Source organism: Dactylosporangium sp. NPDC006015 (assembly GCF_040614215.1).
GTDB classification, from domain to species: domain Bacteria; phylum Actinomycetota; class Actinomycetes; order Mycobacteriales; family Micromonosporaceae; genus Dactylosporangium; species Dactylosporangium maewongense.
The window spans coordinates 320,216-338,786 of the sequence record NZ_JBEXUD010000002.1 but is presented as its reverse complement, the minus strand read 5'-3'; the positions used below and the strand labels follow the sequence as shown (position 1 = coordinate 338,786).

The 18,571-nt window shown below is 72.4% G+C and carries 20 protein-coding genes; 13 read left to right on the top strand and 7 right to left on the bottom strand.

Annotated elements, in window-relative coordinates; translation table 11 throughout:
* The first annotated feature begins 199 nt into the window (after positions 1-199).
* From ABZ321_RS04560 to ABZ321_RS04550, 3 genes are read left to right on the top strand one after another with little or no spacing between them, the layout of a single operon-like run.
* The gene (locus ABZ321_RS04560) at positions 200-3,097 is read left to right on the top strand and encodes a BTAD domain-containing putative transcriptional regulator (RefSeq protein ID WP_354889363.1); all 2,898 of its coding nucleotides are present in this window, start codon (positions 200-202) and stop codon (positions 3,095-3,097) included.
* 30 nt (positions 3,098-3,127) lie between these two features.
* A complete protein-coding gene (locus ABZ321_RS04555; RefSeq protein WP_354889361.1) occupies positions 3,128-4,510 on the top strand; it encodes a class II fumarate hydratase in 1,383 nt (460 codons plus the stop codon).
* A gap of 20 nt (positions 4,511-4,530) precedes the next feature.
* Entirely contained in the window at positions 4,531-5,460 is a 930-nt protein-coding gene (locus ABZ321_RS04550) for a hypothetical protein (RefSeq protein WP_354889359.1), read from the top strand.
* On the opposite strand, the gene ABZ321_RS04545 is transcribed toward ABZ321_RS04550, so the two are convergent.
* Both ABZ321_RS04545 and ABZ321_RS04540 read right to left on the bottom strand, forming a co-directional pair.
* Entirely contained in the window at positions 5,417-5,704 is a 288-nt protein-coding gene (locus ABZ321_RS04545; RefSeq protein WP_344509202.1) for a hypothetical protein, read from the bottom strand. The two genes, ABZ321_RS04550 and ABZ321_RS04545, sit on opposite strands and share 44 nt — an antisense overlap.
* Positions 5,701-6,384: a CHAT domain-containing protein gene (locus ABZ321_RS04540; RefSeq protein WP_344509204.1), complete on the bottom strand. Its 684-nt coding sequence runs from the start codon at positions 6,382-6,384 to the stop codon at positions 5,701-5,703. Before ABZ321_RS04540 ends, ABZ321_RS04545 begins: the two co-directional genes overlap by 4 nt.
* Positions 6,385-6,452: 68 nt before the next feature.
* Here ABZ321_RS04540 and ABZ321_RS04535 point away from each other — a divergent pair, with 68 nt between their 5' ends.
* The 4 genes from ABZ321_RS04535 (at position 6,453) to ABZ321_RS04520 (ending at position 8,767) form a co-directional block, all read left to right on the top strand.
* On the top strand, positions 6,453-7,484 hold the full coding sequence (locus ABZ321_RS04535) for a hypothetical protein (protein ID WP_354889356.1): 1,032 nt from the start codon (positions 6,453-6,455) through the stop codon (positions 7,482-7,484).
* On the top strand, positions 7,481-8,005 hold the full coding sequence (locus tag ABZ321_RS04530) for a GNAT family protein (RefSeq protein WP_354889354.1): 525 nt from the start codon (positions 7,481-7,483) through the stop codon (positions 8,003-8,005). The genes ABZ321_RS04535 and ABZ321_RS04530 overlap by 4 nt, the downstream gene beginning before the upstream one ends.
* Before the next feature lie 61 nt (positions 8,006-8,066).
* Positions 8,067-8,438, top strand: coding sequence for a type II toxin-antitoxin system RelE/ParE family toxin (locus ABZ321_RS04525; protein WP_344509209.1), 372 nt, complete (start codon positions 8,067-8,069; stop codon positions 8,436-8,438).
* On the top strand, positions 8,435-8,767 hold the full coding sequence (locus ABZ321_RS04520) for a helix-turn-helix transcriptional regulator (RefSeq protein WP_344509211.1): 333 nt from the start codon (positions 8,435-8,437) through the stop codon (positions 8,765-8,767). Before ABZ321_RS04525 ends, ABZ321_RS04520 begins: the two co-directional genes overlap by 4 nt.
* 366 nt (positions 8,768-9,133) lie before the next feature.
* Here the strand turns inward: ABZ321_RS04520 and ABZ321_RS04515 are convergent, their stop codons facing one another.
* On the bottom strand, positions 9,134-9,766 hold the full coding sequence (locus tag ABZ321_RS04515) for a helix-turn-helix domain-containing protein (RefSeq protein WP_344509213.1): 633 nt from the start codon (positions 9,764-9,766) through the stop codon (positions 9,134-9,136).
* A gap of 57 nt (positions 9,767-9,823) precedes the next feature.
* Between ABZ321_RS04515 and cysS the strand changes: the two genes are divergently transcribed.
* Genes cysS through ABZ321_RS04500 form a run of 3 tightly spaced genes read left to right on the top strand, consistent with a single transcriptional unit; the run spans position 9,824 to position 12,928 of the window.
* On the top strand, positions 9,824-11,230 hold the full coding sequence (cysS, locus tag ABZ321_RS04510) for a cysteine--tRNA ligase (protein WP_344509215.1): 1,407 nt from the start codon (positions 9,824-9,826) through the stop codon (positions 11,228-11,230).
* 5 nt (positions 11,231-11,235) lie between these two features.
* Positions 11,236-12,330, top strand: coding sequence for a 23S rRNA (guanosine(2251)-2'-O)-methyltransferase RlmB (gene rlmB, locus ABZ321_RS04505; RefSeq protein WP_344509217.1), 1,095 nt, complete (start codon positions 11,236-11,238; stop codon positions 12,328-12,330).
* A gap of 43 nt (positions 12,331-12,373) precedes the next feature.
* Entirely contained in the window at positions 12,374-12,928 is a 555-nt protein-coding gene (locus ABZ321_RS04500) for a Uma2 family endonuclease (protein WP_344509219.1), read from the top strand.
* A 13-nt stretch (positions 12,929-12,941) separates the two neighbouring features.
* Here the strand turns inward: ABZ321_RS04500 and ABZ321_RS04495 are convergent, their stop codons facing one another.
* Entirely contained in the window at positions 12,942-13,445 is a 504-nt protein-coding gene (locus tag ABZ321_RS04495) for a DUF2199 domain-containing protein (protein ID WP_344509221.1), read from the bottom strand.
* 38 nt (positions 13,446-13,483) lie between these two features.
* Between ABZ321_RS04495 and ABZ321_RS04490 the strand changes: the two genes are divergently transcribed.
* Complete coding sequence (locus tag ABZ321_RS04490; protein ID WP_354889350.1) at positions 13,484-14,305, top strand: HEAT repeat domain-containing protein; 822 nt, start codon at positions 13,484-13,486, stop codon at positions 14,303-14,305.
* On the opposite strand, the gene ABZ321_RS04485 is transcribed toward ABZ321_RS04490, so the two are convergent.
* On the bottom strand, positions 14,300-14,833 hold the full coding sequence (locus tag ABZ321_RS04485) for an RNA polymerase sigma factor (RefSeq protein ID WP_354889348.1): 534 nt from the start codon (positions 14,831-14,833) through the stop codon (positions 14,300-14,302). The two genes, ABZ321_RS04490 and ABZ321_RS04485, sit on opposite strands and share 6 nt — an antisense overlap.
* 29 nt (positions 14,834-14,862) lie before the next feature.
* Between ABZ321_RS04485 and ABZ321_RS04480 the strand changes: the two genes are divergently transcribed.
* Positions 14,863-16,194 carry a serine/threonine-protein kinase gene (locus ABZ321_RS04480; protein WP_344509227.1) on the top strand — a complete coding sequence of 444 codons (1,332 nt, stop codon included), beginning with the start codon at positions 14,863-14,865 and terminating at the stop codon, positions 16,192-16,194.
* 170 nt (positions 16,195-16,364) lie between these two features.
* Here the strand turns inward: ABZ321_RS04480 and ABZ321_RS04475 are convergent, their stop codons facing one another.
* Positions 16,365-16,973 (bottom strand): hypothetical protein, encoded by a 609-nt coding sequence (locus ABZ321_RS04475; protein ID WP_354889345.1) that lies wholly within the window; start codon positions 16,971-16,973, stop codon positions 16,365-16,367.
* 148 nt (positions 16,974-17,121) lie between these two features.
* On the opposite strand from ABZ321_RS04475, the gene ABZ321_RS04470 reads away from it, so the two are divergent.
* On the top strand, positions 17,122-17,727 hold the full coding sequence (locus ABZ321_RS04470; protein WP_354889343.1) for a response regulator transcription factor: 606 nt from the start codon (positions 17,122-17,124) through the stop codon (positions 17,725-17,727).
* Here ABZ321_RS04470 and ABZ321_RS04465 read toward each other — a convergent pair.
* Positions 17,639-18,523, bottom strand: a complete 885-nt coding sequence (locus ABZ321_RS04465; protein ID WP_354889341.1) for an SDR family oxidoreductase — start codon at positions 18,521-18,523, stop codon at positions 17,639-17,641. The two genes, ABZ321_RS04470 and ABZ321_RS04465, sit on opposite strands and share 89 nt — an antisense overlap.
* Positions 18,524-18,571: the final 48 nt, after the last annotated feature.

Below are 18,571 nucleotides of genomic sequence, written 5' to 3'. Positions count from 1 at the left end.
TCATGAGCAAACCGCCTGCAAGACCTGGACGCATTCCGGCACACGCATGTCGTTCCACGAAAAAGACTCCACGGCGCTGCTCTTTCACCGCTCTCATTTGACTACCATCGGGCAATACCGCGTGCAGCTTCGAGGGGAGGCAGGCGCCGCACAGAGGGTGGTTATGCGCAATTCGACCAAGTTTTCGATCTTGGGGCCGGTGCAGATCCGCACGCCGGGCTCGGAGATCACGGTTGCGGCGCCCCGTGAGCGGATCCTCCTGGCGCTGCTGTTGCTGCGCGAAGGGCAGCTGGTGCCGTTCCAGCAGGTCATCTCGGCCCTGTGGGACACCAGCCCGCCGACCACCGCGCGGGCCCAGGTGCACAGCTGCGTCTCCCGGCTCCGCCAGCTGCTGCGCCGCGCCGGGCTGCCCGAGGAGCTCGTCATCACCGAGCCTTCCGGGTACCGCATCAAGGTCGGCGCCGACGAGCTGGACGCCGTCGTCTTCGCCGCCCGGGTCGAGCGCGGCCGGGCCGCGGCGGCCGACGGCGACCTGGCCGCGGCCCGCGACGAGCTGCGCGCCGCCCTCGCCCTGTGGCGCGGCCGGCCGCTCGCCGACGTCGACTCCGACGCGGTCCGCGCCTCCGCGGCGCACCTGGAGGAGCAGTGGACCGCCGCCCTGTCGCTCTGCCTGGACCTGGAGCTGCGGCTCGGCGCGGCGGAGGAGATCCTCGCCGAGGTCGCCGACCTGGTCGAGCGGTTCCCGCACCACGAGCAGTTCCGCGGGCACCTGATGACGGCGCTCGCCCGCACGGGGCGGCGGGCCGACGCGCTCGCCGTGTTCCGCCGGGGGCGGGCGATGCTCGCCGAGGAGCTCGGCATCGAGCCGGGCGCCGAGCTCGTCGAGCTGCACCGCAGGATCCTCAACGGCGACGTGACGCTGCTGCTCGCGCCGCCCGAGCCGGCCGACGAGGGGCGCCGCGCCGCCCGCTGCCTGCCGCGCGACATCGCGGACTTCGCCGGGCGGGCCGACGCGTTCGCCGAGATCGTGGCCGCGCTCAGCGACGAGCGGCACGCCGTGCTCGCGATCGACGGGATGGCCGGCACCGGCAAGACCACGCTCGCCGTCCGCGCCGCGCACGCGGTGTCGCCCGGGTTCCCCGACGGGCAGCTCTACCTCGACCTGCGCGGGCACAGCGATCGGGCGCCGCTGGACCCGGGGGAGGCGCTCGGCGCGTTGTTGCGGCAGTTGGGGGTACCGCCGGAGCGGATCCCAGCCGTCTCGGACGAGCGCGCGGTGCTCTGGCGGACCGAGCTGGCCGACCGCAGGGTGCTCGTGCTGCTCGACAACGCCCTGGACTCCGCGCAGGTGCTGCCGCTGCTGCCCGGCACGGCGCTCACGGGCGTGCTCATCACCAGCCGGCGCCGGCTCGGCGGGCTCGACGGCGCCCGGCCCGTGTCGCTGGACGTGCTGCCGCTCGACGAGGCGGTGGAGCTGCTGCAGCGCACCGTCGGCGCCCGCGCCGTCGCCGACCCGGCGTGCACCGTCGAGGTGGTGGAGCTGTGCGGGCGCCTGCCGCTGGCGGTGCGCCTGGCGGGCGCGCGACTGCAGCACCGGCCGAGCTGGACGATCGCCGACCTGGCCCGCCGGCTGCGCGGCGCCGACCGGCGGCTGCCCGAGCTGGCCGTCGACGGGCGGACCGTGGCGGCGGCGTTCGCGCTGTCGTTCCAGCAGCTGCCCGTACACCTGCAGCAGTTCTTCGCGGTGCTCGGCGTGCACCCGGCGGGTGACTTCGAGCCGGCCGCCGCCGCCGCCATGGCGCAGCTGCCCGTGGCGGACGCCGAGGAGCTGCTGGAGGACCTCGTCGACGTCCACCTGGTCGAGGCGCCCGAGGCCGGCCGGTACCGGCTGCACGACCTCCTGCGGGACTACGCGGCCCAGCTCGTGGCCGACGCGGACGCCGTCGTCGACCGGATGCTCGATCACTATCTGTACAGCGTGGCCGCCGCGAACGCGTTCCTGGAGCTGGCCGACACGCGCGTCGCCCTGCGGCTGGACACCCCGCCGCCGGCCGCGCGGGTGTTCACCGGGATCGCCGAGGCGCGCGGGTGGATGGAGCGCGAGCTGCCCAACGTCCTCAGCGCCGCGCGCCTCGCCTCCGACCTCGGCCGGCACCGGCAGATCTGCCTGATGACCCGAGCGGTGTCGCCGTTCCTGTTCGGCTTCGGCTACGGCGAGGCGCAGCTCGACCTGTACGAGCGGGCGATCGCGGCCGCGCGGACCCTGCCCAGCGCGGAGCTGGAGGCGGAGGCCCGGAACTACCTCGCCGGCGTGTACTTCCGGATGGGCCGCATGGCGGACGCCCTCTCGACGCTGCGGCTCGTGACCGCCATCGCCGAGCGCGAAGGCATCCCCCGGCTCATGGGCACCGCGCTGACCAACATGGCGATGCTGCACAGCCGGCTCGGCCAGTACGCCGCCGCCATCGCCGCCGCGGAGGCCGCCGCCGCGCTGCACCTGGACGAGGCCCCGGCGCACCTCCAGTTCAAGATCAATAGCACGATCGGCATCGCGCACACCCAGGCCGGCAACTACGACCAGGCCCTGCAGGCCAACCGGCGCGGCCTCGCCGCCGCGCGCACGCTCGGCGGGATGCGCGCCGTCGGCATCATGATGGGCGAGCTCGGCCTCAACCACCTGCACCTCGGCCACCTCACCGTCGCGCCCGCCCTGCTGCGGCGCGCGCTGACGCTGAAGCAGCACTCGGTCAACCAGTTCGGCTCCGCGGAGACCCTCAGCAAGCTCGGCACCGCGCACCGCCTGCAGGGCCACCTCGCCGACGCCCTCGCCTGCCAGCGCGCCGCGCGGTCGCTGATGGACCAGGTCGCCGACGTCTCCGGGCAGTGCCTCACCGCCAACGACCTCGCCCTCACGCTGCGCGCCCTCGACATGCACGACGAGGCCCGGCAGCTCAACGAGGAGGCGCTCGCCAAGTCCGTGCGCATCGGCGACCGGTACGAGCAGGCCCGCGCCCTGGCCGGCCTCGGCCGCCACGAGCAGGCGGTCGCGCTCTTCGAGGAGCTCGGCGTCAGTGATCTGGGCGCGCTCTACCGTTGACGGCGGTCGCCGCGGGGCACTGTAGAACGTATGGAATTCCGCGTGGAGCACGACACCATGGGCGAGGTCCGCGTCCCCGCCGACGCGCTGTGGCGGGCGCAGACGCAGCGCGCCGTCGAAAACTTCCCGATCTCCGGCGGCCGGCTGGAGTCCTCCCACATCAAGGCACTGGCGCAGATCAAGGGCGCGGCCGCCGCGGTGAACGCCTCGCTGGGTGTCCTGCCCGAAGGGCTCGCGCAGGCGATCGTGGCCGCGGCGGCGGACGTGGCGAGCGGCGTGCACGACGACCAGTTCCCGATCGACGTGTTCCAGACGGGGTCGGGCACGTCGTCGAACATGAACGCCAATGAGGTCATCGCGACGCTGGCGTCCCGGTTGCTGGGCTCGCCGGTACACCCGAATGACCACGTGAATGCGTCGCAGTCGTCCAACGACGTATTTCCCACCTCCATTCACATCGCCGCCGCGTCGGCTCTGACATCCGAATTGGTGCCGGCTCTCTCCGTGCTTTCTGACGCCTTGTCGGATAAATCGGACTCGTTTGCGTCTGTGGTCAAGGCGGGGCGGACACATCTCATGGATGCGACGCCGGTGACGCTCGGGCAGGAATTCTCCGGATACGCCGCTCAGGTCCGGTATGGCATCGATCGAGTTCAGTCCGTCCTGCCGCGCGTCTGCGAGCTGCCCCTCGGCGGCACGGCGGTGGGGACGGGCATCAACACCCCGCCGTCGTTCTCCGCCGCGGTGATCGCCGCCCTGGCCGGGACGACCGGCCTGCCGCTCACCGAGGCCCGCAACCACTTCGAGGCCCAAGGTGCCCGCGACGCCCTCGTCGAGGCCTCCGGCCAGCTGCGGACCATCGCCGTCGGCCTGTACAAGATCGCCAACGACATCCGGTGGATGGGCTCCGGCCCGCGCGCCGGCCTGCGCGAGCTGCGCCTGCCCGACCTCCAGCCCGGCTCGTCGATCATGCCCGGCAAGGTCAACCCCGTCGTCCCCGAGGCGGTCCGCCAGGTCGTCGCCCAGGTCATCGGCAACGACGCCGCCGTCGCGTTCGCCGGCTCCCAGGGCGACTTCGAGCTCAACGTCATGCTCCCGGTGATCGCCCGCAACCTCCTGGAGTCCATCCGCCTGCTCGCCAACGCCGCCCGCCTCTTCGCCGCCCGCTGCGTCGACGGCCTGGAGGCCGACGAGGAGGTCCTGCACTCGTACGCCGCCGGCTCCCCGTCGATCGTCACGCCCCTGAACCGCTACCTCGGCTACGACGAGGCCGCCGCCATCGCCAAGGAGGCCCTCGCCACCGGCCACACCATCCGCGACGTCGTCATCTCCCGCGGCCACCTCGACAAGGGCACCCTCACCCAGGCCCAGCTCGACGAGGCCCTCGACCTGCTGTCGATGACGCATCCCTGACGCGGACTTAGGCTGCACGGATGCCGAGCCTCACCGCCGCCGTGCAGCGGGCCGACAGTCCGGTGGGGCGGTGGATGCGGGCCACGTTCCCGCACCTGGCGCCGCTGCAGCAGGCCGTCCGGGAAGCGGCCGACGAACTGGCGGTCACCGCGTCGGCGGCGGTCGCCCTCGGTACGCAGGGCGGGGCGATCGACTGGTGGATCCGCCTGCTGGTCGACCCGCGGGTGTCCCTCGAACTGCCGATCCGGGGACTGTGGGACCGCCGGGCGGCGTTCGACGGGGCGGGCCGGGAGCTGCTGGAGGTGCTCTGCCCGCGCCGCCCCACCGTGCTCGAGGCCGGCCTGCACGAAGGCCGGCCGGACGAGTGGTGGGCGCGGACCTGCTACGCGCTGGCGCTGCTGGTCGAGCGGTTCCGCAACCCGATGGCCACCGGCTCGCGGCTGTTCACCCTCCCCGCCGGCAGCAGGGCGGACGACCTGCTCGCCCTCGCCAACGACGACGAGGTGGCCGACCTGATCGCGATGCGCGACCTCGCCCGGACGCGGCTGCTGCCGTGCCTGGCGGCCGTGACCGTGCACAGTGGACCGACGTTCGACGGCAGCGAGCTGCTCGCGGCGGACGCCGATCTCGTCGTCGCGGGGCTCCTCATCGACATCAAGTCGGGCTCCGGCGGCCGGCCGCGCCTGGACGGCACCAGGTCACCGGCGCTCGCCGCCACCGACGTGTACCAGCTGCTCGGCTACGCCCTGATGGACTTCAGCGACCGGTACGCGCTGCGCGGCGCCGGCATCTACGCGGCCCGGTTCGGCTGCCTCGTACAGTGGCCGCTCACCGAACTGATCCAGCAGGCGACCGGCCGGTCCGGCCGCGGCCTCCTCGACCTCCGGCGGGAGTTCGAGGACCTGGTCAGATCCGGCGGCGGACCCAGCGGCCGAGCAGGGCGCAGGTGACCAGGAAGAGGAGGAGGAAGGTGCAGGAGCGCCACATGTCCGCGGTGGTGTTGTTCCCCGTGTACGCCTTCACGCCATAGAGGAAGTAGCCGGCGTCGGCGAGCAGGGTGCCGAAGAGGACCTTGGTGTCGGTGCGCGGGCCGCGCCTGGCGGGCGGGGCGCCGTGGTTGATGTGGATGTCGCCGCTCTGGGTGGCGTACAGGTCGCCGTTGTTGACCGAGTTGTTCTGGCCGCCGTTGCTCACAGGTGCTCCTTCGCGTTGGGGCGCGACACCAGCTGCGGGATGGTGTGGCTGGCCGGGTCGTGCATGCCGAGCACGGCGACCGCCTGGTCGAACGCCTGCGGGACCGGGCGGCCGAAGCCCAGCGCGGAGTAGAACGACGCGGCGAAGATGGTGGCGACCTCGTCGGTGACGGACGCGTTCATGCCGACGACGTGGTCGACGTGCCGGCCGATCTCGGCGGCCTGCGCGGCGGAGTGGCAGGCGTTGAGCACGACGACCCGGATCTGCTCGCCGGCGGTCCGGAACAGCTCCCCGATCCGCGCCGCGGACACCCGCCGGTCGGTGCCGTCGCCCGCGGACAGGTACACCTCGCCGGCGCGGTTGCCGTGCCCGCTGAAGTGCACGATCTGCGGGTTGTGCTGGTTCAGGTACTGCAGCAGGTCCAACGGCCGGACCGCCCAGCACGTGATCAGCTCGAACACGTCCCGGTCGTGCGCGAGCCGCAGCCGCTCGGTGACCTGCCGCGCCTCCTCGTCGATCGCGAGCCGCTCGGTGCTGCCGGGGTTGGCGGCCAGCATCAGCACCCGGATCTTCCGCTCCGGCACCGGCGTCGACCGCCCCGTGACGGTGATGTCGCCACCCTGCGTCACGTACATGTCGCCGCTGTGCACGGTGTTGGTCTGCGGCCCGTACTCCTGCATGCCTCCTCCTGACGGACAGGCAGGCCGGAGGGGTTCCGCTCGGGGCGGGCAGGGATCAGGATGCAGCGATGGGGATGCGTTGGCGGAGCGTGATCGGCGGGCTCAGCGGCCTCGCCGCGGCGGTGATCTGGGCGGTGTGCCTGGCGATCTACCAGCCGTACATGGAGCCGTCTCCGGCGGCCGAGTTCGTCGGCAACAACACGTACTGGCCGCGGGACATCCGGCAGCTCGCGATCCTGCTCGCGTTCGGCGGGGTGGTCCTCATCTTCCGTGCCGACCTGCGGGCCGTCCTCGCCGCCGCCGTGGGGGCCGTGATCTGGGTCGGGGCTGACCTGGCGCTCGACCGGGCCGGCGTCAGCGGTGGCGCGGCGGCCGTCTGGCTGGCCGTCGGTGGCGCCGTGGCGTTCGCCGGGATGGTGTTCGCCGCCCGTACGGTGGCGACCCCCGAACCCGGACCGGCGCACTTCCTGACGACGGTCTTCGCGGTGGCCGCCGCGGTCACCGTGCTGATCACGACGCCGTGGGACGAGCCGGTCACCGACGCCGCGGACGTCCGCGTCGAGAACGGCCTCTCCCTGCTCAAGGTCGTCCTCATCGTCATGCTCGCGGCCGTCACGGTCGGGCTCCTGCCGCTGGACCGTCTCCTGTGGGCGTTGCCGTTCGCCGCGCTGGCCGCGCTCGCCGCGTGGCCGGCCACCGCCGCGTACGGCTGGCTCGGCGCCCTCGGCCTGGTCCTCCTGCCGTCGGCCGCCGCGGCCGCGGTCACCGCCACCGGCGACGTGCCCCCGCTGCGCCTCCTCGCCATCACGGGCGCCTGCGCGTTGGCGCTGATTCCGGCGTACCTGCTGCTGTACTTCATCGGCTCCGCGGTCGGCGCGGCGATGACGTCCCTGGCCGGCAACCCCGCCATCGACTCCGCCGACACCGACCTCTCCCTCGCCACGGTGGCCCTGCTGCTCGGCCTGCTGTTCGCCACGATCAGCCGCGCCTTCCTCGCCTCAGCGCCGCCTTCGCCTTCTTCTTCGCCTTCTTCTTCGCCTGCGGATTCGGCTGCGGACTCGGCTGCGGACTCGTTTCCGGCTCCGGATGAGGCTCGATGAGCGCCATCCGCCTCCGCCCGGTGACCGAATCGGACCTGGCGATGTTCCACCGGTTCGCCACCGAGCCGGGCCTCATCGGCCTGGACTGGTCCGGCTACCGCGACCCACACGCGGCCGACCGGCGCTTCGCCCAGGACGGCTACCTCGGCCCCGAATCGGGCCGCCTCATGGTGGAGGCCGACCCGGACGGCGTAGCGGCGGGCTTCGTCAGCTACGTCGCCGGCAAGTACAGCGGCCCCATCGGCTACTGGGAGATCGGCATCGCCCTCCTCCCGCAATGGCGAGGCCGCGGCCTGGGCTGGCGCGCCCAGGCCATGCTGTGCGACCACCTCTTCGCCCACTCCCCGGTCCAGCGCATCCAGGCCGGCACCCACCCGGAGAACATCGCCGAACAGAAATCCCTGGAGAAGGCCGGCTTCACTCTGGACGGCATCGTCCGAGCCTGCGAATTCCGCGCCGGCCGCTGGCACGACGGCTACCTCTACAGCCGCCTCCGCACCGACCCCGCCCCACCGCTGTAAGCCACCTGATTCACGCACCTGACTCGGCACATGCGGCATAAGCCGGGCTTATACTGTCGGCATGTGGGAGGTCAGGCTTCACCCAGAGGTCGAGGCATGGTTTCTGGAGCTCTGCCAGGCCGACCCAGGCACCGCCGATCTCGTCGCCGAGGCCGTCGACGTGCTCACCGAGCAGGGGCCAGCGCTCGGTCGCCCGCTGGTGGACCGGTTGAAGGGCAGCATCTATCACAACATGAAAGAGCTACGGCCCGGCTCAACCGGCACAACCGAGGTTCGGATGATCTTCGCGTTCGATCCGGCACGTGAAGCGATCTTCCTGATCGCAGGCGACAAGTCAGGCCGATGGCAGACTTGGTACAGCAAGGCGATCCCGCTGGCCGACGAGCGGTTCACCGAGCATCTTGCGGCGCTGAAAGAGGAGAACGGGTTATGACCGAAGCCGCGAACTGGCGCGACGTCAAAGCGAAGGCTCGTGCCGCCGACCCGACGTGGGACAGCGCCGAACGCGTCGCTCGTCGCCGCGAGATGCGTGAGCAGATGCTTGCCTCGGTCAGTGGCGCGCAGCTCGCCGAGATCCGCCAGCAACTCGGCATGACGCAAGTACAGCTCGCCGAGGCGGCTGGCCTGACCCAGGCACGGATCAGCCAGATCGAGAACGGCGATGCCGTGGGGCTGGAGACGCTGCGTGCCTACGTGACCGGGCTCGGCGGCCACCTCGACATCGTGGCCCGCATCGGCAACATTCAACTCCACGTGGCTTGAACTGGCCGGCGAGCGCCACGATCCAAGACGGCTTCTGAACGACCGCCGGCCGACTATGTGCCGTACGGCGACCGCAGGCCATACGTCGTTGCGGACAGCCTGACCGAGCTGCGTGGTCCGACGAGCGGCACGGTCGTGCTGCCCCGCCACCTGGATTGGTCAGGCAGCGCCGAGCACGACCTGGACCGGCCGGCCCGGCTCGCCTCGATGTATCGAACGGTGCTGGTCGAGGCTGCCACGGAGGACGATCTGCGGGCCTGGCTCGACGGTGTGCTGCTGGTCGGGCTCTGGCGGGCGATGTGGCTGCCCGCTCGGCTTCGCGGTCTCTGGGAGAACCGGTTTCCAGAGCTGGCCCGGTGCGTGGGGTCAGCGCAGGGCGGAGGCGACCGTGGTGGCGGCGGTGGTGACGAGGGTGGGGACTGAGGTCGGGTCGAGGGCGGTCAGGGCGACCACCCCCACGCTCGCCTCCAGGCCCTCGACGCCGGCGACGGCTGCGGCCACGCCGTAGGCGCCGGGCTGGAGTTCGCCGACTGTGGTGATGGCGGTGTAGTCGCCGCGGCGGCCGGCGAGGATGGCTTTGCCGGCGGCGCCTACGTCCAGGGCGTGGCGGGAGCCGGTCCGGTAGGCGACGTGGAACTGGGTCCAGCTCGGCTCCACCACTGCCAGGGCGTAGGCCTCGCCGCCGTCGGCGATGGTCAGGTGGGCGGTGGCGCCGACAGTCTCGGCCAGGCGGCGTAAGGCCGGCAGGGCGGCGTCGGCGACGAGAGGCTGGGCGCGGCGGGCGAGCTGGAGGACGCCGGCGCCCAGGCGGAGGCGGCCGGAGCGGTCGCGGCGGACCATGCCGTGCTCGGAGAGGGTGGCGACCAGGCGGTACACGACGGCGCGACCGACGCCGAGGAGGGCTGCGGCCTCCGTCATCGTCAGGCCGCCGGGCGTCTCCGCGACCACGTGCAGCAGACGCAGGCCACGGTCGAGGGTCTGGGCGGTCTCGGTAGCCACAGGCTCAGGTTAGTGCTGGTGCGGGTTTGGAGCGGTCCGACCGTTACTCTTGCATCCGTGACCCTACGCCTGTATGACACCGCGACCCGATCGGTCCGGGACTTCGTCCCGATGACGCCCGGGCAGGTCGGTATCTACCTGTGTGGGCTCACCGTGCAGGGCGGGCCGCACATCGGCCACCTGCGCTCCGGGGTGAACTACGACGTGCTGCGGCGCTGGTTCCTGCGCTCGGGGTACAACGTCACGTTCATTCGCAACATCACCGACATCGACGACAAGGTCCTGGTCAAGGCGGAGGAGCAGGGCAAGCCGTTCTGGGCCGTCGCGTATGCCAACGAGCGGCTGCTGTCGGCGACCTACCTGAAGCTCGGCGTGCTGCCCCCGACCTACGAGCCGCGGGCGACCGGGCACATCACCGAGATGCACGAGCTGATCCAGCTGCTCATCGACCGCGGTCACGCGTACCCGGCGACGGACGGCAGCGGCGACGTGTATTTCGACGTGCGCTCGCACGCCGAGTACGGCGCGCTGTCCGGGCAGCGGCCCGACGACATGGAGCCCGCCACGGACGGGCCGGAGCGGGCGAAGAAGGACCCGCGGGACTTCGCGCTGTGGAAGGGCACCAAGCCCGAGGAGCCGGCCGAGGCCAACTGGCCGTCGCCGTGGGGGACCGGCCGGCCGGGCTGGCACATCGAGTGCTCGGCCATGTGCTGGCGGTACCTCGGCATCGAGTTCGACATCCACGGCGGCGGGCTGGACCTGAAGTTCCCCCACCACGAGAACGAGGTCGCCCAGTCGCACGCCGCCGGGCACCCGTTCGCCCGGTACTGGGTGCATCACGCGCTGCTGAACCTCGGCGGGTCGAAGATGGCCAAGTCGCTCGGCAACGTGATCAACCTCGAAGCGCTGGTCGAGGCCGGCCTGCGCCCGGTCGAGGTGCGGTACTACCTGCTGGCGCCGCACTACCGGTCGGTGATCGACTACTCGCAGGAGGCGCTCGAGGAGGCCGCCGCCGCGTTCCGCCGGGTCGAGAACTTCGTGACCCGCGCGGTGGAGCTGGTCGGCCCCGGCGAACTGTCGGAACTGCCCGACGCGTTCGTCGAGGCGATGGACGACGACCTGAACACGTCGCGCGCGCTCGCCGTCCTTCACGATGTCGTACGGGACGCGAACACCGCTCTGGCGGCCGGCGACCCGGCGGCCGTGTCGGCGGCCCTCGCCACGGTGCGGGGCATGCTGGACGTGCTCGGGCTCGACCCGCTGGACGCCCAGTGGAGCGACACGCAGGCCGGGGACCTGACGCGGGTGGTCGACGCGCTGGTGGCGCTCGCACTGGAGCAGCGCACCGCGGCCCGCGGCCGCAAGGACTGGGCCGCCGCCGACGCGGTGCGGGACCAGTTGAAGCACGCCGGTATCGCGGTGGAGGACACCCCGGCCGGTCCACGATGGACGTTGGAGAGCTGAGAACAATGCCAGGCAATTCTGAACGCCGCGGCAAGCGGGTCGTCTCGAAGAAGGGCGCCGTCAAGGGCTCCGGTGGGAAGAACCGGCAGTCCCTGACGGGCCGCGGTCGCACCCTGCCCGCGGACGAGCGCCCCTGGCACAAGGGGTACAGCGGCGACGAGGAGCTTCCCCAGAAGACCGCCCGCAAGCAGGCCAACGAGCTGCGCGCGGCGGCCGCCCAGGGCCGGGCCCCGAAGATCGGCCAGCCCGGCACGAAGCGCACCGCCGGCAAGGGGCCGTTCGGTGCCTCGAAGCCGACCTCGGCAGGGGCACGGTCCACGCCGCGCGTCTCGCCCGGGCGGAAGTCGTCGCAGCCGAAGGACGGGCCGGAGCTGCTCGTCGGCCGCAACCCGGTCGTCGAGGCCCTGCGCACCCACGTGCCGGCCACCGCGCTGTACGTCGCCCTCGGCATCGACATGGACGAGCGCGTCAAGGAGGCGGTCCGCACCGCCGCCGAGCGCGGCATCGCGATCCTCGAGGTCACCCGCGCAGAGCTCGACCGGATGACCGGTGGCGTCCTGCATCAGGGCCTCGGCCTGCAGGTGCCGCCGTTCGCGTACGAGCCGTTCGACGACCTGCTCGCCGCCGCCAAGGAGCACACGGCGCCGCTGCTGATCGCCCTCGACGGCATCACCGATCCCCGCAACCTCGGCGCGATCATCCGCTCCGCCGCGGCGTTCGGCGCCCAGGGCGTGTTCCTCACCGAGCGCCGGTCGGCGGCGATCACGGCCACCGCGTGGCGCACCAGCGCCGGCGCCGCCGCCAGGGTCAAGGTCTCCCAGGTGACGAACCTGACCAGGTCCCTGAAGGCGTGTCAGGACGAGGGCTTCATGGTCGCCGGCCTCGACGCCGACGGCGCCACCTCCCTGTACGACCTGGAGGCCGCCGTCGGCCCGCTGGTCGTGGTGGTCGGCTCGGAGGGCCGCGGCCTGTCCCGCCTCGTGGGCCAGACCTGCGACCTGAAGGTCTCCATTCCCATGATCTCCGACATCGAGTCGCTGAACGCGTCGGTAGCCGCCGCGGTCACCCTCGCCGAGGTCAACCGCCGCCGCACCCAGTAGCGCCACTTACGCTGGACGAGGAAGGTCAGGAGGTGCGGCTGAGATGAGTGTGGCGACGGCGGATCACGTAGGGCCGTGGACCGAAGACGACTATTTCGCGCTGGGCGAGACCACCAACCGGATCGAGCTGTTCGACGGGAGCTTGCTTGTGAGCCCGGCACCGAGCAAGCGGCACCAGCAGCTGTCCCTGCTGCTGGCGTATGAGCTGCACCGCGCGGCGAAGCCGCGCGGTCTGCTGGTCTTCGAAGCCGTCAACGTCCGCCTGCACGCTGGGCGGATCGTCATTCCGGACCTCGTCGTCGCCGACACCGACAACGAGGGCGCCGTCATCGAGGCCGGCGAGGTGGCGCTCGTCGGTGAGATCGTCTCCCCGGGCAACGCCGGCAACGACCGGGTGCTGAAGATGCAGCTGTACGCCGCCGCCCGCATTGGCTGGTATCTGCTGGTCGAGCCGGAATCGTCGCACTCGGTCAGCCTGCGCCTGCTGCGCTTGGACGGCGGGCACTACGTCGAGCACGCGGTCGCCAAGCACGGCGAAACCCTGATCGCCGAGGAGCCGTTCGGATTCCAGCTCGACACCGTCGAGCTGGGCTCCTGACGATCTACAAGCGTCACGGGTGCAGGAGCCGCTCGGCGAACTCCTGCACCCGGTCGCGCGTGATGCCGTCGCGCTGCTCGACGGCGAGGGGGTGGTCGGTCGCCTCGAGCTCGACCCGCGGGCGGCTGCCGACCGGCTGGGTGTGCACGTGGGTCTTCAGGCTCAGCGTCGTCGGCTCGTACACGGGGATCTCGGTGGACAGCCAGCCGAAGTACGGCGGCTCCTGCTCCCGACCCGGCGTCGTCCACAGCTCCAGCGACCGCTCGAAGTTGGCCCTGCTGAGCGACACCCAGACGCCCCAGTCGAAGTCGGTGTCGGCGTCGAGCACGGGGATGACGATGCGGGCCCGGACGAAGAAATGCTCGGCCTGGATGATGCACAGCTCGTCCTCGAGCGTGCTGCTCTCGTCGCCGGCGTAGTCGTCGCTCCACACCTGCGGGGCGACCGCCCCGTAGGAGAACGGCATCCCGCCGTGGCGCTGGCCGCAGCCCCGGCACACGAACCCCTGCTCACTCATCGAGCGACCCTACAGCGCCGGGCGCTAATGTTCGCGCCATGGCCGACATGCAGGCGGCGTTGGCGGATGTACTGGCGAGCATCGATGACATCACCGTCAGGCTCCGGCCGGGTGCCGTCCAGGAACTCGCGGCGAGCGGGGACCGCAGCCTCGTCCCGCGGGTGCAGGCGGCGCTGGAGCGTTGTCTGGACGACGAGGACCACGAAGGGGTCGAGCTTCTCGCCGAGATCCTGGCCGGAATCCGCGGCACGCGGGCGTTTCCGCTGCTGCTGCGGGCGGTCGCGCGGCCGGTAAAGCACGAGTGGGAGGGGCTCCAGGCGACCCTCGCGGTGCTCATGGCGGCCGACCCGGCGGGGTGCCGGCCGGCGGTGCTGGCGTTCGCCGCCGAGCGGCACCGCGACCTGCGGTGTGCCGGACTGTGGGCCCTCGGCCATGTGGTCACGCCCGCAGACGTCGAGCTCCTCGAAGCGGCCCTTCGCGACGCCGACCGGCGGGTGCGGGGGACGGCCCTCGGCGCGCTGTCCGAGCTGCACGGCGACGAGCGCGTGGTGCCGGCGATGGTCGGCATGCTGCGGGACCCGGAGCTGGGCCTGCGCAGCGGCGCGCTGATGAGCCTCGGGTACTACGGCGACCTCGCGGCGCTGGACAGCATGGTCGCGCTCCGGACGGACCCGTCGGTGCTGGTCCGCGAGGTGCTGAGCGTTGCCGTCGCGCAGCTGCTCGCCCCCACCTGGCGACCGTCTACGAAGGCCGCCACCGCCGCTCAGGCGGAGACGGCGCGGGCGGCCTTGCGCGAGCTGCTCGGCGACGAGAACCGCAGCGTGCGCGGCTGTGCGGAGCGGGCGCTGGCCCGCTTATGAAAGCGACGCCCGGACGTGGCGGCGGGCGTCGTGGATTCGGGACTTGATGGTGCCGACCGGAATGTCGAGGTGGGCGGCGATCTCCTCGTACGACAGCTGACACAGATCACGGAGCACCAGCGGGCCGACCAGCTCGGACCGGTGCGCCTCCAGCTGCTCGAGGGCGTCCAGCAGATCCAGCCGGGACCCGGCGATGACGCTCGTCGTGCGGGGGTCGGCGGTGTCGAGGGGCAGCTGCGGGGTCGACTGCTCGCTCGCCCGGCGCTTCAGGCTGCGGTACGTCTGCCGGGCGCAGTTCGCGGTCACCACGTACAGCCACGTGGAGAAGCGGGAACGGGCGTCGAACGTGGTGATTTTCATCGCCACCTGGAGCAGCGCGTCCTGGCACGCCTCCTCGGCGTCTTGGCGGCAGGGCAGGATGCGCTGGCACTGGCGCATGACCTGCGGGGCGATGCCGGCCAGCAGCGCGTCACGCGCGGCCGTGTCGCCGGTCGCGGCGCGCGCCGCGAGCTGTTCGATGTCGGTCAACGAAGCCCTCCATGGCCGATAATTGCGGCGTGCCAGTGCCTGACAATATCGGTCGATACCGCGTGCTGCGGCGCATCGGGTCCGGGGCGTTCGCCACCGTGTGGCTCGGGGCCGACGACGCGCTCGACGCATCCGTGGCGATCAAAGTGCTGGCGGACAACTGGACGTACCACTCGGACCTGCGGGCGCGGTTCGAGGAGGAGGGGCGGATCATGCGGCGGGCCGACTCGCCGCTGCTGGTCCGGGTCCTCGACGTCGGCGAGCTGCCGGACGGCCGCCCGTATCTCGTGATGCCGTTCGCCGCCGGCGGCACCCTCGCCGACCGGCTCGCCGGCGGGCCGCTGCCGGTCGAGGAGGCGCTGCTGGTCGCGGCCGACATCGCCGACGCCGTAGCGGAGCTGCACGCGGCCGGGGTGCTGCACCGTGACCTGAAGCCGTCCAACGTGCTGTTCCAGCCCGCGCCCGGCCGGGACCGGGTCCTGGTCGCGGACCTCGGCCTGGCCAAGGCCCTTGCGACCGCATCCGGTTTCACGATCGCCGCCGGTACGCCGGGCTACGCGGCACCCGAGCAGGCGCGGCTCGGCGGCGGGCTGGACGTGCGGGCCGACGTCTACGGGGTCGGCGCGACGCTGTTCCACATGCTCACCGGCCGACCGCCCACCGCGGGCGAGCGGATCGCCGGGAAGAGCCCGGTCAACGACATCGTGCGCCGGGCGCTGCACCCCGACCCGCGCAAGCGTTTCGCGTCGGCGGCCGAGCTCTCCGCTGAGCTGCGGTCGGCCGTCGACTCGATCGGGCGGACCACCCGGCGGCACAAGGTGTGGCGGTCGGTGACGCTGGTTGCCGCCGTGGCAGCTGTACTGGCAGGCAGCGCGGGCTCCGCCGCCGCGGGCGGGCCGCCGCCGGGCTGGGTGCGGGTGCACGACGCCGACGGCGTGCTGTCGATCGCGGTGCCGCCGGCCTGGGCGGGCCAGCTGCGCGACGCGGGCTGGGACCCGGCGGTGCTCGGGCTGCGCGGCGGCCGCGCCCCGGGCCTCGTGGTGACGACCGACGTCGTCGCCTGGGCGGACCCGGCGAGCGCGCTGCCCGGCGTCTTCGCGGGCGCCTTCACCACCAGCGGCCCGGCACCCACGCTGCCCGAGCACGCCGCCCCCTGCGTCCGGCAGCCGGACCGCACCGTGGCCGTCGCCGGCGGACAGGCGCAGGTCCGGCGCTGGACGTCCTGCGCCGGACCTGTCTCCTACAGCGAGGTGCTGCTCTCCGCCCGTGGCTACGGGGTGTACGTGCAGGTCAGGCAGGTGGGCGCCGCGGACCGTACCGACGAGGTCCTGGCCGGCCTGCGGCTGTCCGCCTACTCGTAGCAGTTCTGGTTGCCCAGCTGGAGGGTCAGCTCGTCATGGATCCGTCACGGATCGACGCCGGGCGATCGGGGCGATGGCCGGACATGCGAAAAGTCCGGCGCGGGATCTCCTGCGCCGGACCTGTCTTCGTGCAGTGTATGGGTGCGGTGCCGCGAGCAGCGGCTGTGCGGTTACTCGTAGCAGTTCTGGTTCGCCAGCTGCAGGGTCACGTCCGCGACCTTGTTGTCGACCGTCGCGATCCGGAAGACGGCCTTGTCGTTGCTGGGCACCTTGGCGAAGTGCCGGCCCTGGGTGAGGGTGCCGTCGACGATGGTCCAGTTCGAGTACAGGCCGCGCGCCTCGGTGACGGACATGCCGGCCCGCAGCCCTTCGGCCGTCGACAGCGTGGGCCACGCCTGGATCGCGGCGATGCCCCGGTCCGGGGACAGGAAGACCCTGCCCTGGCCCGCCGGTCGGCCCTTGATGAACGCCTGGGCGCAACCGGAGTCGTCGAACGCGGTCAGCAGCCCGGTGGCGACGGCCTGCTCCCGGGTCATGCCGAGCCGGAGCGCGCCGTACCCCTGCGGGCCGAGCACCAGCGTCGTGCTGGTGGCGCTGGTCTTCGTGGCGGCCGGCGCGGCCTCCGAGGTGGTGGCCGACGTCGGCGCGGCGGGGGCGGACGAGGTGGGGGTGGTGGCACCGGCCGGGGCGGCGGCGCCGTCCTTGCGCTCGGGCGACGTGCTGCAGGCGGTCAGCAGGAGGGCGGCGGCGACGATCGCGGTGATGGCCTTGGTACGCATGATGGGCTCCCTGAACGGTTGTTGTTTCGGTGTCGCAGGGTTCGATGCGCCCCTCGGGGACTTTGTTCGCCGGATCGAAGTCAGGAATCCGTCACCGCCACTGATCTTGCGCGAGAGCGGGCCGGACTGCTACCCGTACGCTGGATTCGTGATCCGCGTGGCCGTCGCCGCCGAGCATGCCGAGAGTCGTGCCCTGTTCGCGGCGCTGCCCGGCATCGACGTGGTCGCTTCGGTGGCGACCGGCCGGGAGGCGGCCGAGGCCGTGGCCGCCGCCCGCCCGGATGTGCTCGTCATGGACCTGCGCCTGCCCGGCCTCGACGCCGTGGTCTCCCGCACCGCCGTGCTGGTGCTGGGCATGTCCGACGGTGCGGCGCAGCTCTTCGACGCGATGCTGGCCGGCGCCCGCGGGTACCTCGTCAGAGGCGCCACGCAGGACGAGATCTGCCACGGGATCGCGGCGGTCGCGGCCGGCCGGGCCTTCTTCGGGCCCGGCGTCGCCCGCCGGATGCTGGACCACTTCGCCGCGGCCGATCTGAGCGCGAAGGGGTTGAGCGCGAAGGAGCGGCAGGTGCTGGAGCTCGTCGCCGCCGGTCTGCCCGCCGCGACCGTCGCGACCCGCCTCGGCCTGGCCGCGGGCACCGTCGCCGGCTACATGTCGGCGATCGTCACGAAGCTGCACGGAAGTAGTGGCCGGCCGCCAGGTCCTCGAGCAGGCCGGGGTGGGTCGGCTGCCAGCCCAGCAGCTCCCGGGTGACGGTGCTGGACGCGGGGATGTCGGCGGCGAAGAACCGGCCGATCCAGCCGAGCTCCTCGGCGGCGGCGGGTGCGACCGGCAGTCCGAGGCCGTCGCCGATCGCCGTGGCGATGTCGCGGGCCGGCACGCCCTCCTCGTCGACCGCGTGCACGATGGCGCCGGCGGGTGCGGTGAGCGCCAGTCGTACCAGGGCGGCGGCGTCGAAACGGTGCACCGCCGGCCAACGGTTGGTGCCGTCGCCGACGTACGACGAGACGCCCCGCTCGCGCGCGACGCGCACCAGCTCGGCGACGAACCCGTGGTCGCCGGCGCCGTGGACGGTCGGGGCGAAGCGGAGCGAGACGCTGCGGACGCCCTTTGCGGCGAACTCGAACGCCAGCTGCTCGGCGCCGCCGCGTGGGGCGTCGGGGCCGCTGGAGGGGTTCTGGTCGTGCTCGGTGGCGACCCGGCCGGGCGTGATGAGCGCGACGCCGGACGCGAAGAGGAACGGCTGGTCCTCGGTCAGGGTCTCGCAGAGGGCGGTGATGGCGGCCCGCTCGGTCCGCCCGGCGCCGGCGTAGTCGGTGAAGTCGTGCTTGAACGCGAGGTGCACGACGGCGTCGGCGTTCGCGGCGCCGGCCCGGAGGCTGTCGAGGTCGTCGAGGCTGCCTCGTTGGGGTGCGACTCCGGCTTTCCGCAGGGCGTCCGCCTTATCGGCGTCCCTGGCGAGGCCCACGACGTCGTGGCCTGCGGCGATGAGCTCGGGGACGACGGCCGATCCGATCCAGCCCGTCGCTCCGGTGACGAAGATGCGCATGATGGTGCCTTTCTTTGGACGATGTCAGTCGCTGACATCACCGACCAT